Raw genomic sequence first — 14,471 nt, 5'->3', positions numbered from 1 at the left:
ATTTACTTACTTCTCTCCAAAATCTTTTCCAAATTCCTGCACGTTATTTAGATCAATAGGCTTTTGAACTACGTCATTTGGATCTGGCGAGATGATAATCTCATTGCCCTTTTTCTTCTTTTCTGGTTTTGTTACAATCTCTTCATTAACACTTGGATCGGAGCATAAATTTTGGCTTTTTATTGCTTTTATGATCTCGCTTAGTTCAAGATTATTTATCACTTTTATATTTAAGATAAGCACATCATCAATATCAAGAGAGTGCTTTTTGGCTGCGTATTTTATGAAAAGCTCTTTAAATTTCTCTTTTCCCATTGAGGTTAAAATATCTTCCACGTAAAAGCTACCAACTATTATGTTTAAAGCATCAAGCACATACGCTTCATTTTCTTCAACATCACGTCCAACGACTTCAAGGTTCATATTTATCTTTTTTGTTAAATTTTGTCCAGCTTTTGAATAAATATCTGTTTGAAAATCTCTTACTTTTAATACGTCTGCAAATGCAAAAATACAAAAAGTAAGGCTTAAAAATAGCTTTTTCATAAATTCTCCTTAATATGCAAAAATACGTTTTCTTGGTAAAATTTCTTAACTTCGTCGTCAATTTTAACCACTTTTCTTAAATGCTGCCTAAAATCACTTTTCTTATCATAAAAAAGTTTTAAATTTTTAGGATTTACCGCGCGAGAAAGTGCGACGTAGAGCTGCCCTTTGGCAAAGATGTGGTTGATGTTGCAAATGAGCGAGTTTATGCTCATTCCTTGGGACTTGTGGATAGTTAGAGCGTAAGCGAGCTTAAATGGAAACTGATAGAGTGACGCCTGTACATTTTCTTCGATCTCATCTTCGTTTAAATTTAACGAACTAAATATATAAGCGGCTTTTTCTATCTCACAAATTTCGCCGCTATCTTTTTTCACAATCACGCTTGAGATGATGCCATTTTCTTTTAAAATTTGCATGATCTTGCCTTGCTCGCCGTTATAGTACTCGCCCCACTTATTTGACGTAAAGATAATCTTAGCGCCTATCTTCATCTCCAAATCCCTTGAGATATTTAGTGTATTTGCCCATTTTTCAAACTCTTTTTTATCTAAATTTTCATCCAAAATGCTCACATCTGAGTTTGAAATTTCAAGTGGCGTGCCAAGTTCTGAAAGCCTTTTTTGATTTAGCATTTCAGCCTCGGCGTTTCTGCCAAAAAGCACACTTGTATCATCATCTGGCTCTATCTTGCTCACTCTTAAACTCTCTATATAGCTAATTATTTCATCATCTAACTCGCCTACTCTAAGACGAGAGAGAATCTCATAAAATTTAAGATCATTAGTGCGTTTTGAGACGAGCAGCTCGACATTTGTAAATTTCATATCCTCCCACGCACTGGAGTTAAAAGCGTATAAAAAATTAAAAAGCCTATTTTCGTTTTGCTCCTTTTGCACTGGTGGAAGCTGATAAAAATCGCCCACTATAAGCACCCTACCTTTAAATTTGGAAGTAAGTAGTCGGTATCTTATCATCTCCATTAAATCTGAGCTCACCATTGAAATTTCATCAATTACAAGCAGATCACATGCATCAAGCATATTTCTTAGCTTGCTTAGTTTGTCTTTTTGATGATAGTCAAAGCGTCTTAGCTCCTCATAATCCTTGCAGTAGCCAAATTTAAAAAAGCTATGCAAGCTAACTCCTCCAAGGCTAATGGCACTTATGCCAGTTGAGCCAAGGATTATGACGTTTTTAAAATTTTCTTTGTAGTGTCTAATGATGGAGGCGGTTAGATAGCTCTTGCCAACACCGCCACCGCCTGTTAAAAAGACGTTTGAGCGAGATAAAATTTCTAAAATTTGATCTTTCATCTACTCAAACATCTCTGGGCGATACTCAAAATGCATCGTATCAAAGTGCTTCCAGCGTCCGCCCCAGATAAATTTATGCTTTTCAAAAACACGCACTATCTTTTCAGGAATGAGATTTTGATAGCCCTTGCTCCACTGCCAGTAGTGGCTCTTTTTTACATTTATATCGATCGCGATGCCGTAGCTGTGAGCGCTTAGGCGGTTTGTGCCAGCGATGATGCGCCATTTAAATGTCCCGCCTGGATCTTTTAAATACTCAAGCAAGCTCGTATCACTTTTTACCATATCGTTTAGCTCATTGCTTACCTCTTGCAAGGCGGCTGCAGCTCCATTTTTAGAGTTAAATGGTAGTTTTAACACAAGGCTATCTTTTAGCCAAATGACATCTACTAAATTTGCCTTTACCGCGCTCTCGCTTGAGCCATAAATTTTGCCTAAAAACTCATAATTTCTACATCTGCCAGCATCACTTAGTGCAGTGCTAAGCGGTGAAAATGCAGCGTAATCAAGCGCATTCATATCCTCTATATCAGCACCGATACTACACTCATCATCTTTTTGTTTAAAGTCATCATAGACAAATATTGTTCCATCACCGAATTTGACCAAATTATCCTCAACCTTAACATCATAAGCCCTTTGTAAAGCTGAAATTTTTCTAGCTTTATCGCTTATTACATTTTCGGGCTTTATCACATTTATAGAATCGACCTTTGAAATAAGCAAATTTGCATTTTGTATATCGCTTCTGTTTTGTCCGATGTTTAATGTAGTTACTGCCGTAGCACCGATTAACGCTCTGCCGTTATTTTCGGTTTTTAGCCCCCAAGCATCATGCACCACATATATATCATCACCCTTGTATCCAGCATAAAGCATGATATGTCCTGGCAGATGCACGAGTGTAAGATATGGCACACCTTTTTCTTTTATCTCTTTTGTCTTAGCGGCGTTACTAAGTCCTTTTAGATCAAATTTTTGCCCCATATTTGCTTGAGCTTTTGAGTTTCTAGGTAGCCACACGCCAAAGCTAGCCAACAAATCTTTGGTAAAAAGCGAGCAATCCCTTAGCTTATCGACCCCACCCCAGCCATAAGGCTGAGTAAGAAGGGAGCTAATAAGTGTTTTTAGATTTGAGTCATTAAATTTAAGAGGAAAAAGAGCGCCAACAGACTTTGGCAACACAAATTCTCTCAAGAGATTTCTTACATAAATTTTGCCGTAGTAGTTTTTATTATCCTGTGCCAAAACAGGAAGTATCGCCCCAACCCTTGAGTAAAATAAGAAATTTCCAGCCTTATCATAAACTGGCATCTTGTCCGTTTTTATAGTTACAAAACTTGATTTTTGATAGGCATTTGCCTCATCATCGCTTATAAATTTTATATCCTCGACCTTTACCCAGCCCCAAACCGCATCATCACTAACAAACGCCCATGCCCTATCTTTAGAAAGATGTGAGACAAAAAGTGGGTGAGCGATGCTTAGGGTTGATTCTTGCAGATAATCAAACGGATAGCCCTCACCTGGAGTTTGCGGATTTAAAAATATCGGCTCATCGGTTGGAAAATTTCTTAAAGCTGTGTTTGCCGAAGTTAAAGCATATGCAGAGATGCTTGAAAGAGCTGAAAAATTTGCATTGTCCTTTTGTGCGTCAAACCAGCTTTGTGGGATCTCTCTAAAATTTGAGCCAAAATACTTTCTCTTTTCGCTTGGTTTATATATATTAAATGCCCAAAAAACATCGTTTGGATTAAATTTTATGCCCCTTAATGTAAAAACCTTAAACCTTCTTTTTAAAATTTCCTCTTGGTCAAAGCTTGCACTTTGCATATTTTGCGGTAGCGACGAGGCATCTTGCTTCATTTCAAAATCAAGCAAACTAATGCGTTCATTTGGCTTATATACATTTTCATCTGGTAAAGAATTTTGCACACTTGGCTTTGACTGGGTCTGTGAACATCCCAAAAACAAAGCAACACTAAATGCTAAAAATATGCCCTTTTTCAATTTTTTTCCTTATTCTTAAAAATAGCTTCTACAATCAAAACAAAAACATAAAACATCTTTTCATCGTTGTTTTTACAAATTTGTTTCATCGTCTCATTCTCGTTTTTTACTTTTATGTCATTTGACCTTAAAATTTCTACAATATCAGAGCCAAATTTCTTTGAAAGCTCGCCCACTTTTACATCATTTAGAGCGTTTAAAAACCTAGTTGTATTGCAGTCCATCTGCACTGGCTTGTGATTCAAGATATTTTTAAACTCAAGACTTAGCTTCTTTAACTTTTTCTTCTTAACATAACTATGGACAATCGTCAAAAAAACCAAACTAAAGCCAAAGAAAATATGTAAATTCAGAGAATTTTCACTCATCTCCCCATTTAAGAAAAGAACGCCACTCATAAAAAGACCGATCACACAGATAAAAAGTAGCAACAAGATGATATATTTAAAAATCACCTCAAGTATAATGTTGTCTTTTAGCCTATCAAACATCAAGCCCTACTATCTCATCTTCGCTGTAAACTAAAATTTCATTTTCTTTTAGCAGTTTTGCTGTGATGCCATCGCCTAAAATAAGCCTCTTACTAAAGCTTCCATCATAAATTTGCCCACTTCCACAACTTGGACTTTTTGATTTTAAAATAGCCTTTTTGCAACCATTTAGTTTGGCTATCCTTAGGCAAATTTCTGCTCCATTTTTGAAATTTTCACTCACATCTTTACCTGAAAATTTACAAACAACCGCACCATTTTTCATCTCAGCCGGTTCCCTTGGCGTGCTAAGTCCACCGTAAACTTCAGGACAAACAAAAAGCAGATGAAACCTCTTTGAAATTTCATCTAAAAGATCTTTATTTAAAAGATTATTTTCGCCGTTAAATTTACAATTTATGCCAACCAGGCAAGCACTTATTAGGATTTTTTCTCTCAAAGCCCGGCTTCTTTTAAAAGTTCACCAGCATAAATTTCACGAAGTTTGCTTGAAATTTCTCCTACTTTTGCACCATTTATCGCCTTGCCATCAGCATAAACGACTGGTAAGAGTATGAGCGTCGCAGCCGAAATAAAGACTTCATCAGCATTATAAACTTCATCCATGCTAAATTTTCGCTCCTCTATCTTAAGGCCGATATCTTTAGCGATCTTTAAAAGTCTCATACGGCGAATTCCTGGCAAAATTTCATTTGACAGTGGTTTTGTGATTAAAGTTTTATCCTTGATGATAAAAGCACTTGAGCTGCAGCCCTCTGTGACAAAGCCATTTTCCACCATAAAGCCCTCATCTGCACCTTTTTTATGAGCTTCATTTTTAGCGTAGCACTGAGCTAAAAGTGAGATCGATTTTATATCGCGCCTCTTCCACCTAATATCCTCGACGCTTACCACTTTTATGCCGGTTTTTGCAGCAGGATTGTTTAAAATTTCACTCTCGTAGCAAAAGATAAAGACGCTTGGTGTTAAATTTTCTATAAAATAGAAATTTCTAAACGCCACACCTCTTGTTACTTGCATATAAATTCCGCCCTCTTTTAAGGCATTTTTGGAGATTATCTCGTTTAAGATCGCTTCAAATTTTTCCTTTTCGTAGGGCAAGCTTATATCTATTTCATTTAAGCTTCTTTCAAATCTCGCCCAAAATCCATCTTTATCAACCATTTTTGAATTTATCACAGGCACAACCTCATAAACTCCATCACCAAATATAAATCCTCTATCAAAAGCACTAACTTTTGCTTCATCTTTTTGCAAAAATTCTCCGTTTAAAAAGACGGTTTGCAAAGCTTGATCTGCCATTTTTAGCTCCTTAAATTTTGGGCAAATTGTATCTAATTTTGTTTGAATTTATAGATTCTTAGATATAATAAGCCAAAATTTCAAAGGTAAAAAGTCTATAAAAAATGCAAGAAACTTTAAAAGATAGAATCATAAAAAACGTTTTTTTTGTTTCAAAACAGCCAGTTTTATTTAGGGATCTACTTGAAGCGAATGCCCTTTTTAACGAAGGTATGCTAATAGATGGAGCAAAGCTAAATTTTAGATTTAACCACATCAAGCTCTATCAGATTTATGCACTTATCTGTTTTGTTATTTTATTTCCATTGTTAATCATCACGCATCATTTTTTAGCAAAAACTGACGCGCATATATCGATAATAGCGACTGCTGTCGTCACTTCAGCCGTTTTTATCGGCTTTGATATGTTTAAAGTTTGGGCAAGAAGAGAGATAAGTCACGATCTTATCAGGAAAGCTTGGAGTGTGCATTTTCCTTATTTTAGCTATGAAAAATACTCAAGCAAGGTCGAAGAAATTTATAATACTGCTATAAAAAATGACATATCAAAAAAAGATTTAGAACAATATATATATGAAAAGCTAATCTCTCAAAAAGAAAGTAACTAGCAAATTAAAAATAAACTTTGTTTATTGAGCTAATTTTATTTTTATGCAGTTATATACAAAATGGCTATATTATTTGCCAATATAATCGAATCGCCAAAATTTAAAAACTTTAAATGTTTCGTTATTTCCATTGACGCTCTTGCATATTGTTTAAAATTTGATTTTTATAACGTAAATTTTCAAGCTTTATATTAAGAGCTCTATTTTCCTCTAAAAGCATATCTCGTTTACCGCTAATGTCCGCTATATCTCTACTTATATAATAAATTTGATTTGCTATGTAAATTTTTGGCAAAAATATAGCTAGAGCTATAAAAACAGCTAAATAGACCATCACTAATGTCTTAAAGCTTAAATTTACCTCACGTTTTTGCTCCTCGTCGTGAAGCGTTAGTAGCTCTTCTTTTTCTTGCATTTTTATCCCTTTATCTTAAAAACCCGCAGTTTTGCGCTCTTGCTTCGTGAGTTTACCTTTAGCTCACTACTACTTGCCGTTAGTGGCTTTTTGGTCAAAATTTCTCCTAATTCGTGGTTGTTTCCGCACTCACACCTATAGACACCTGGCGGGCAGATACAGCTATTTGCCCATTTTTTAAAGCGCTCCTTTACGATCCTATCTTCAAGTGAGTGAAATGTAATAATCGCCACAAGACAATCTTTAAACCCGCCTTTTTCTATACTATCAAGCAAATTTGTTAGCTCATCTAGCTCACCATTTACCTCTATCCTGATGGCTTGAAAGGCAAGTATTGCAGGGCTAACTCCGCGCCCTTTTATCTGGGCTGTACCTATTAAATTTGCAAGCTCTTTTGCACTCGTTATCTTGCCTAAATTTCTAGCATTTATAATTTTATTTGCAATCCCGGCAGCATTTTTTAGCTCACCATAATCTCTAAAAATTCTAACCAACTCATCAAAAGAGTATCCATTCACAACGTCAAACGCACTAAAATTTCGCTCTTTATCCATGCGCATATCAAGCGTGCTTGAGCTAAGACTAAAGCCCCTATCATCTTTATCTATCTGAAGCGAGCTAACACCGATGTCAGCCAAAATTCCTCTAACATTTAAAATTTCTTCTTGACTTAGCTTGCTAGTCAATTCAGAGAAGTTACTTTTATAAATTTTAACCCTACTACCAAATGGCTCAAGTTTTTTTAGTGAAAAATTTATAGCTTCGTTATCTCTATCACAGGCAATTAAATTTAAATTTTCATTTTGAGATAAAATGGCACTAGAATGTCCGGCATATCCAAGCGTGCAATCTATAAAATTTCCATTTAAATTTTTAAAAAAAGATAGAACTTCATCAAGTAAAACACTAATATGTGGACTTTGCAACACTGCCTCTTTATAGTAAATAGTGTGGAAAATTTATCGAAATTTTACTTAAAAAGCTATCATTACACAAAATTTTACATAAATTTTAAGATAGCTTAAATATAATCGCTTAAATGTAGGAGAAAAAATGGAGCTAGAACACTCAATAAATGAGATAAAAACGATATCACTTTCTATGTTTAGAAAGAATTTTTTTGGCGTTTTTCACGGCTCGATTTCGGCAAGAGTCGAAAAAAATCAATTTATAATCAATAAACAAAATGCCATTTTTGATAATTTAAAAGATGATGATTTGACACTTCTTTCATCAAAAAAAGACTATCGTTGGAATGAAGCTAGTCTTGATGCTGATATACACTTAAATATTTATAAAAATATAAATGAGGCAAGATTTGTTTGCTACGCGATGCCACCATACGCAACTGCCTACGCAATGAAACATGAAAAAATTGTACCGAAAGATTATTTTGGGTATATGAGATTTAATGAAATTTTAGTCTATGATCCAAAACAATATGATGACTGGTATGAACGTGCAGAAACTGAAATTTATAGATATATGCTAGAAAAAAATACAAATATTATTATCGTTAAAGGATATGGCATTTACGCATACAGTAGAAGCCCTCAGCTTCTTGCAAAAGAGATAGCTTTGCTAGAAAATAGCTGCAAATTGCTTCATTTAACTAGTGGTTATAGCGATTATAGTATTTAAAAATTTTGCTAACAATACTAAAAAATTGTTAGCAAAATTCTTCACAAAGGTATTTTTAAAGCCCCTATTTTAAGCTTATTTAAGGCAATTTTATATAATATATCATACAAATTTCGTTAGTCTTTTAAAGGAAAATTTAATGTTGTCTTGGATGCAAAAACATAAAAAATACCTAGTTGTTACCATTTGGGTAAGTACAATAGCCTTTGTTGGAGCAGGCTTTGTAGGCTGGGGAGCATATGATTTAAACAGCAATCGAGCCACTTCGGTAGCAAAAGTAGGACACAGAAATATAAGCATTCAAGAACTACAACAAAAATACGATAATTTGTATCAATACTACAATAATCTTTTTGATGGTAAATTAACACAAGAAAAGGCCAATGAGTTAGGCTTACAAAATGCTGCACTTCAGGCTACAATTCAAGAGAATTTACTATTAAATTTTGCAGACGATATAGGTCTTAGTGTTAGTAAAGATGATATTTTAAAATATATAATCGTTGATCCAACATTTCAAAAAGATGGTACTTTTGATAAAAATTTATACTACGATATTTTAAGAAGAGCTAGAATAAATCCAACTGATTTTGAAGAAAATTTAAAACTAACAATACTACTTGATAAGCTTAGAACTATTTTAAATTTACCAGCTAGCAAAGAAGACATTGCAATGATGGAAGCAAGCTTTTTTATGCAAGACAAATTAGCAATACAGATAATAAATGCTAATCAAAGTGATATAAAAATAGATGAAAAAGAGCTAAAGAATCTTTGGGAAACAAATAAAAACAACTATATGACAAAGACTATATATGGTCTAGAAACATACTTTATAGAGTCAAATAAAAATGATGTAAATCAAACTACTTTGAGTGACTACTATAACGAAAACAAGGAGAGATACAAAGGCTCTGATGATAAAATCAAATCATTTGACGAAGTAAAGACTGAAGTTGTCAAAGACTACAATATTGAGAAAAGTAAGACCGATGCTTTAAAAAAATATACCTCTATCAAAAAAGCTGAGCTTGCAACAAATGAATTTGTTAGTATAAATGAAGATAATGCGACATTCTCGCTCGATGAAATAAAAGGGGCAAAAGTTGGTGAGGTGATAAAACCGTTTACATATAAAGATGGATATTTGATAGTTAGAGTAAAAAGTATAACTCCTCCACAACCTATGAGTTTTGAACAAGCAAGAGCAATGGTGCTTGAAATTTACAAAGATAAAAAGAAAAAAGAAAACTTAATAACCATAGCAAAAGAGTCTTTACAAAATTTCAAAGGAACTGATATAGGCTTTATCAGTAGAGATATAAATGGCTCTATCTTAGGACTAAATGAAAGTGAAACTAGAACTTTTGTTTCTCAACTTTTTGAAACTAACAACAAAAAAGAAGATTATGTTATATTAGAAGATAAGGCCGTTATATACGACATTTTGGAACAAAGGTTGCTTGTAGATAATATAGATAATAACTATAAGCAAATAACACAGCAAAACGTTACAATGCTTAAAAATAATGAGTTAATAAAAGATTTAACAAACAAACTTAAAAAATACTATGAAATTAAAGAATATATCAAAAGGTAATTTATCTTGAGTACAAAAATTTTAGGTATAGATATCGGCTCTTTCCAGATTTGTGCAGTAATAGCACAACATGATGAAAATGGCATTAAGATAATTGGAATTGGAACTGAAAAAACACAAGGAATAAGAAAAGGTGTTATAACCAATATTGAGCAAGCTGCAAAGTCGATAAAAAATGCATTGATAGAAGCACAAAGAGTTGCAGGAACACGCTATGAAAAAGTCATAGTTTCTATTTCTGGTGCGTATACAAAAAGCGTTGACAGTAGTGGTGTAGTAAATATACCAAATCATGAAATAGGTATAAAAGAGATCGAGCGTGCTATGCAAATGGCCGATCATACTGCTGATATACCTCATGAGTATGAAAAATTACATGTTCTTCCTTATAATTTTAAAGTAGATGGACAAGAACACATTGAAGATCCAATAGGCATGAATGGTAGTAGACTGGAAGTGCAAACACATATTGTTACAGTACAAAAATCATCTATTAGCAACCTAAGAAAAGCCGTAAATTTAGCAGGCGTTCAACTAGATAACATAGTCCTTTCAGGATATGCTTCTGCGATAGCAACATTAACAAAAGATGAGAAAGAGCTTGGTGCCGCACTTGTTGATATGGGTGGTGCTACTTGTAATCTTGTAGTGCATTCTGGAAATTCTATAAGATACAATGAATTTTTACCTGTTGGCTCAGCAAACATTACAAATGATCTTTCTATGGCTCTGCATACACCACTTCCAAAGGCAGAAGAGATAAAATTAGGCTATGGCGCTTTAATAAATAAGTCAGTTGATCTAATAGAGCTCCCGATCCTTGGAGATGAAACAAAAAGCCACGAAGTTTCACTAGACATAATATCAAATGTTATATATGCCAGAGCAGAAGAAACCCTTATGGTACTTGCTAAAATGCTAGAAGATAGCGGCTATAAAGATAGCATTGGTGCTGGAATAATACTTACTGGTGGTATGACTAAGCTAGAAGGTATTAGAGATCTTGCATCTGCAATATTTGACAAAATGCCAGTTCGTATAGCAAAACCAAAGGAAATGGATGGATTATTTGAAATTTTAAGAGATCCAGCAAATTCTTGTGCTATAGGGCTTTGTTTGTATGGTGCTGGCAACTTTAGCCCATACGAGATTGATTCTGAGAAAAAAATGAGATACCAAGGGGAAATAGTCTCAAAACCAAAAGCAAATTTTAGAAATGTTTTTGTAGAAGAGGAAAATGTACAAAATTTTGGACAAGAGGTGCAGGATCCAAATGAAAAAGAGGATAGTTTTTCAGATAAAGATTTTGAATTAGAGGTAGCAAATAAATCAAAAAACAAAGAAGAGCTTGCCAATATTGCAGATATTAGCAAACAAGAAAAAAAGCCAAATGCTTTTGCAAAATTTTGGTATAGTATTACACAATTATTTTAAGGAGAATTTCAAAAATGAGTAGCTTCACAGTAGAAGAAAATAAAAGCATCTATGGTGCAAAGATAAAGGTCGTAGGTGTAGGTGGAGGTGGTGGCAATATGGTCAACCACATAATAAGAGTTAATCCAAATTTAAATATAGATCTTATTGTTGCCAATACAGATGCTAAGGCTCTTGAAAATTCTCTTGCACATACAAAAATACAGCTTGGAGAAAAGACAACAAAAGGCCTAGGTGCAGGCATGAGACCTGAAATAGGAAAAGCTGCTGCTGAAGAGAGCTACGATGAAGTAAAAAGTGCACTTGAGACATCAGATATAGTTTTCATTGGTACAGGACTCGGTGGCGGAACTGGTACTGGTGCTGCTCCAGTTGTTGCTCAAGCTGCAAAAGATATTGGTGCACTAACAGTTGCAGTTGTTACTATGCCTTTTATGTTTGAAGGAAAAAAACGTAGAAAATTGGCTGATTGTGGCCTTGAGGAACTTAGAAAAGAAAGCGATTCTATTGTTGTCATTCCAAACGATAAACTCCTAACATTAATTGATAAAAATGCTGGTATAAAAGAAAGCTTCGAAATGGTCGATGAAGTACTTGCAAGAGCCGTCAATGGCATGAGTACGATCGTACTTGATTCAGGAAAAAGCGATATAAATCTAGACTTTGCTGATGTTAGAACGATTATGAGCCATAGAGGACTAGCTTTAATGGGTGTTGGCGAAGCAAGTGGCGAAGATGCAGCACAAGAAGCTATAAAAAATGCTATACAATCACCACTTCTTGATAACATGACAATAAATGGTGCATTTGGTATTTTAGTTCATTTTAGAATAAGCCCTAGTTGCCCACTAGCTGATATCAATAATGCGATGAGTATTATTCATGAGGCAGCAGATGAAGATGCTGAAATTATATTTGGCACAACAACTGATGACAAAATAGAAGATAATAAAGTTGAAGTTACAATAATAGCCACAGGTTTTCAAAGCTCACAAAAAGAAGCTGAGAAAAAAGATGAAGTACAAACTTCTAATGCAAACGATATCATAAAAAAAGAGCGTATATTAAGACTTAAAAAAGTTAGTGGTGGATATGACGAAGACTATATGTCGCAACTTGATGTGCCATCATTTATGCGCCATCAAATGGACTAATAAAAAAACAAACTCCTTAAAATTTCTAGAGAGCTTTTGCTCTCTAGCTTATAAAAATTTACAAACTTTCAAATCTAAAAACTTAAAAATTAAACTCCAAGTTGTGCTTTTACAAAATCACTTGCCATTTGTATATTCCACTCAGGCTCCCAAACAAGGTCGATCTCGCACTCTTTGATACCTTCTATATCAAGCACGGCAGTTTCTACCCAGCCAAGTATCATTTCATGTAGTGGGCAAGATTTAGTTGAAAGCGTCATAGTAACTTTTGCTTTGCCATTTTCATCGCAGCTCGCATCGTATATAAGTCCAAGCGAAACGATATCAAAGCCAACTTCTGGATCAACGATATTTGACAGTGCGTTATAAATTTTTTCTTTCATTTTTTATCCTTTAAAACCAGTAAATCTAAAAATATTTATTATATTTATCGATAGCAAAACTATACTAATAGCTATAAAAATCATACCAGCTTGCACTAAAATTTCTAGTTCAAAGCAAGTTGAGAGAAGATAGCAAAGAAGCGAGATAGCATTAAAAGCTATACCAAAATAAGCTATCTTTTTTAGTATCATGGCATCAAGAAGTGGCACTTTTACCTTTCCAACAAAAGGTGCTACATAGTGATACCATATGAGAAATGGTGCAATCTTGTAAAGATGGGCTACGATAAAAGCAAATAAAAAGCCATATATTAAAAAATATGCAGCTAAATTTAATTTATCCAAAGCTATAAAAACAGCAGCACCAAGTAAAGCCACCAACGAAAGCACGATATTTACATTCCAGTAATCATACGCCTTTCTAACGCGTTTTTTTAAAATATAAAGTGCTTGAGCTATAAAAAGTAAAGCCGCTAAACATATTGACAAAATAGATAAATTTTCATTAAAAGCTAGCAAGATACCACCCAAAATATAGCATGCTAGTGAGGCCTTGCTAAGTGTAAATTTTAGATCGTGAGCTAGCGCAAACATAGGTAGGAGTACGCTAGCAGCTCCAAGTATCACAAGGAACACAAATCCCAGTACAAAATAAACGTGAAATTTTAGTGTCATCTCAAAATCAAGCATCAGCGTGCCACTAAGTATCATAAGCAAGCAAAAACCAAGCGTTATTCCAATTATCAAAAAGATAGCTGAAATAAAAAGTGCAAAGGCTGCAAAGCTCTTTTTTTCATTATCCATAAAGCTTAATGCGTACGTCGTAGCAAAAAAAGCGAGTGAGCAAAAAAGCAAAACTCCACTAATTTGTAAAATTTTAGCCTCAGCAAATAACATCCCGTAGCACATGCCCAGCAACGATAGACAAAAAATAGCCAAATTTAAAATAGCACCTTTTGCTGTAAAAAATGGCTTTTCTAAGATGACTGAAGTTAGCTGATAGAGCGCTCCGATGATAATGCTCATAACAAAGCCAACAAAAAATATATGCAAAAAACCAGCTGTATTTAGTGAGCTAATCGCATCAAAATCTGCATAAAAGAATGCCGGCACACTTAATGCCAAAAACAAAATTCCAGCAATAAAATATCCACCGACTAACTTAAATGGTGGTGCATAAGTATTTAAAAGCATCTTAGTGGCAAAGACTCGTATCTACGTCTTCTATATTTGCGCCGTCTTTTAGGCTAAAAACCATCTTTACAGCCCCACCATCTATATCTTCACGCTCTATATCAAAGCTCTTATCTATCTTTGGTATAAGACCAGCTGGAAATTTATGATTTAGCATCATAATTTTTGTATTTTTATCAGCAAATTTAATAGCGATTAATGCATTGACCATTGGCTCTGGCGGCACGCAAGGACGTGAATCAAAGCCAACAAAATTTACACCATTTTCATTAAATTTATAAAATGGCACAGTTGCACCATCGACATTAAACTGCTCTGCGTTTTTGAAAAAATCGCTCATTTTTTCTCCTTTTAATTTTGGAGAATTATACTCTGAT

At 34.3% G+C, this 14,471-nt stretch carries 16 protein-coding genes; 5 read left to right on the top strand and 11 right to left on the bottom strand.

Annotated elements, in window-relative coordinates; genetic code table 11:
• Positions 1–6 precede the first annotated feature (6 nt).
• From CYP43_RS04605 to CYP43_RS04580, 6 genes are read right to left on the bottom strand one after another with little or no spacing between them, the layout of a single operon-like run.
• Positions 7–546 carry a hypothetical protein gene (locus CYP43_RS04605; protein ID WP_054196480.1) on the bottom strand — a complete coding sequence of 180 codons (540 nt, stop codon included), beginning with the start codon at positions 544–546 and terminating at the stop codon, positions 7–9.
• Positions 543–1,862 (bottom strand): ATP-dependent DNA helicase, encoded by a 1,320-nt coding sequence (locus CYP43_RS04600; protein ID WP_103582658.1) that lies wholly within the window; start codon positions 1,860–1,862, stop codon positions 543–545. Before CYP43_RS04600 ends, CYP43_RS04605 begins: the two co-directional genes overlap by 4 nt.
• Positions 1,863–3,872 (bottom strand): SH3 domain-containing protein, encoded by a 2,010-nt coding sequence (locus tag CYP43_RS04595; protein ID WP_103582657.1) that lies wholly within the window; start codon positions 3,870–3,872, stop codon positions 1,863–1,865. It lies immediately after the preceding gene.
• The gene (locus tag CYP43_RS04590; RefSeq protein ID WP_103582656.1) at positions 3,869–4,363 is read right to left on the bottom strand and encodes a chemotaxis protein; all 495 of its coding nucleotides are present in this window, start codon (positions 4,361–4,363) and stop codon (positions 3,869–3,871) included. The genes CYP43_RS04595 and CYP43_RS04590 overlap by 4 nt, the downstream gene beginning before the upstream one ends.
• Positions 4,356–4,802: a DUF523 domain-containing protein gene (locus CYP43_RS04585; RefSeq protein WP_103582655.1), complete on the bottom strand. Its 447-nt coding sequence runs from the start codon at positions 4,800–4,802 to the stop codon at positions 4,356–4,358. Before CYP43_RS04585 ends, CYP43_RS04590 begins: the two co-directional genes overlap by 8 nt.
• Positions 4,799–5,665 (bottom strand): D-amino acid aminotransferase, encoded by an 867-nt coding sequence (locus CYP43_RS04580; protein ID WP_103582654.1) that lies wholly within the window; start codon positions 5,663–5,665, stop codon positions 4,799–4,801. Before CYP43_RS04580 ends, CYP43_RS04585 begins: the two co-directional genes overlap by 4 nt.
• A 104-nt stretch (positions 5,666–5,769) precedes the next feature.
• Between CYP43_RS04580 and CYP43_RS04575 the strand changes: the two genes are divergently transcribed.
• The gene (locus tag CYP43_RS04575; RefSeq protein WP_103582653.1) at positions 5,770–6,273 is read left to right on the top strand and encodes a hypothetical protein; all 504 of its coding nucleotides are present in this window, start codon (positions 5,770–5,772) and stop codon (positions 6,271–6,273) included.
• Between the two features lie 121 nt (positions 6,274–6,394).
• Here the strand turns inward: CYP43_RS04575 and CYP43_RS04570 are convergent, their stop codons facing one another.
• Both CYP43_RS04570 and rsmH read right to left on the bottom strand, forming a co-directional pair.
• Positions 6,395–6,688: a hypothetical protein gene (locus tag CYP43_RS04570; protein WP_021090986.1), complete on the bottom strand. Its 294-nt coding sequence runs from the start codon at positions 6,686–6,688 to the stop codon at positions 6,395–6,397.
• 2 nt (positions 6,689–6,690) lie between these two features.
• Positions 6,691–7,614: a 16S rRNA (cytosine(1402)-N(4))-methyltransferase RsmH gene (rsmH, locus tag CYP43_RS04565; protein ID WP_103582652.1), complete on the bottom strand. Its 924-nt coding sequence runs from the start codon at positions 7,612–7,614 to the stop codon at positions 6,691–6,693.
• A 127-nt stretch (positions 7,615–7,741) separates the two neighbouring features.
• On the opposite strand from rsmH, the gene CYP43_RS04560 reads away from it, so the two are divergent.
• The 4 genes from CYP43_RS04560 (at position 7,742) to ftsZ (ending at position 12,517) form a co-directional block, all read left to right on the top strand.
• Positions 7,742–8,329, top strand: coding sequence for a class II aldolase and adducin N-terminal domain-containing protein (locus tag CYP43_RS04560; protein WP_054196472.1), 588 nt, complete (start codon positions 7,742–7,744; stop codon positions 8,327–8,329).
• Positions 8,330–8,468: 139 nt separating this feature from the next.
• A complete protein-coding gene (locus tag CYP43_RS04555; RefSeq protein WP_103582651.1) occupies positions 8,469–9,929 on the top strand; it encodes a peptidylprolyl isomerase in 1,461 nt (486 codons plus the stop codon).
• Positions 9,930–9,935: 6 nt separating this feature from the next.
• Positions 9,936–11,363, top strand: coding sequence for a cell division protein FtsA (ftsA, locus tag CYP43_RS04550; protein WP_103582650.1), 1,428 nt, complete (start codon positions 9,936–9,938; stop codon positions 11,361–11,363).
• Between the two features lie 14 nt (positions 11,364–11,377).
• Positions 11,378–12,517: a cell division protein FtsZ gene (ftsZ, locus tag CYP43_RS04545; RefSeq protein WP_087584329.1), complete on the top strand. Its 1,140-nt coding sequence runs from the start codon at positions 11,378–11,380 to the stop codon at positions 12,515–12,517.
• A gap of 89 nt (positions 12,518–12,606) precedes the next feature.
• Here ftsZ and CYP43_RS04540 read toward each other — a convergent pair whose 3' ends face one another.
• Genes CYP43_RS04540 through CYP43_RS04530 form a run of 3 tightly spaced genes read right to left on the bottom strand, consistent with a single transcriptional unit; the run spans position 12,607 to position 14,434 of the window.
• Complete coding sequence (locus CYP43_RS04540; RefSeq protein ID WP_084041480.1) at positions 12,607–12,900, bottom strand: metal-sulfur cluster assembly factor; 294 nt, start codon at positions 12,898–12,900, stop codon at positions 12,607–12,609.
• 3 nt (positions 12,901–12,903) lie between these two features.
• Positions 12,904–14,094, bottom strand: coding sequence for a peptidase M50 (locus CYP43_RS04535; protein WP_103582649.1), 1,191 nt, complete (start codon positions 14,092–14,094; stop codon positions 12,904–12,906).
• Position 14,095: 1 nt separating this feature from the next.
• The gene (locus tag CYP43_RS04530) at positions 14,096–14,434 is read right to left on the bottom strand and encodes a hypothetical protein (RefSeq protein ID WP_072594920.1); all 339 of its coding nucleotides are present in this window, start codon (positions 14,432–14,434) and stop codon (positions 14,096–14,098) included.
• Between the last annotated feature and the right edge of the window lie 37 nt (positions 14,435–14,471).

Source organism: Campylobacter concisus, from assembly GCF_002913045.1.
In the GTDB taxonomy this organism is placed as follows: domain Bacteria; phylum Campylobacterota; class Campylobacteria; order Campylobacterales; family Campylobacteraceae; genus Campylobacter_A; species Campylobacter_A concisus_AP.
This window is presented reverse-complemented; position numbering and strand designations above follow the sequence as displayed.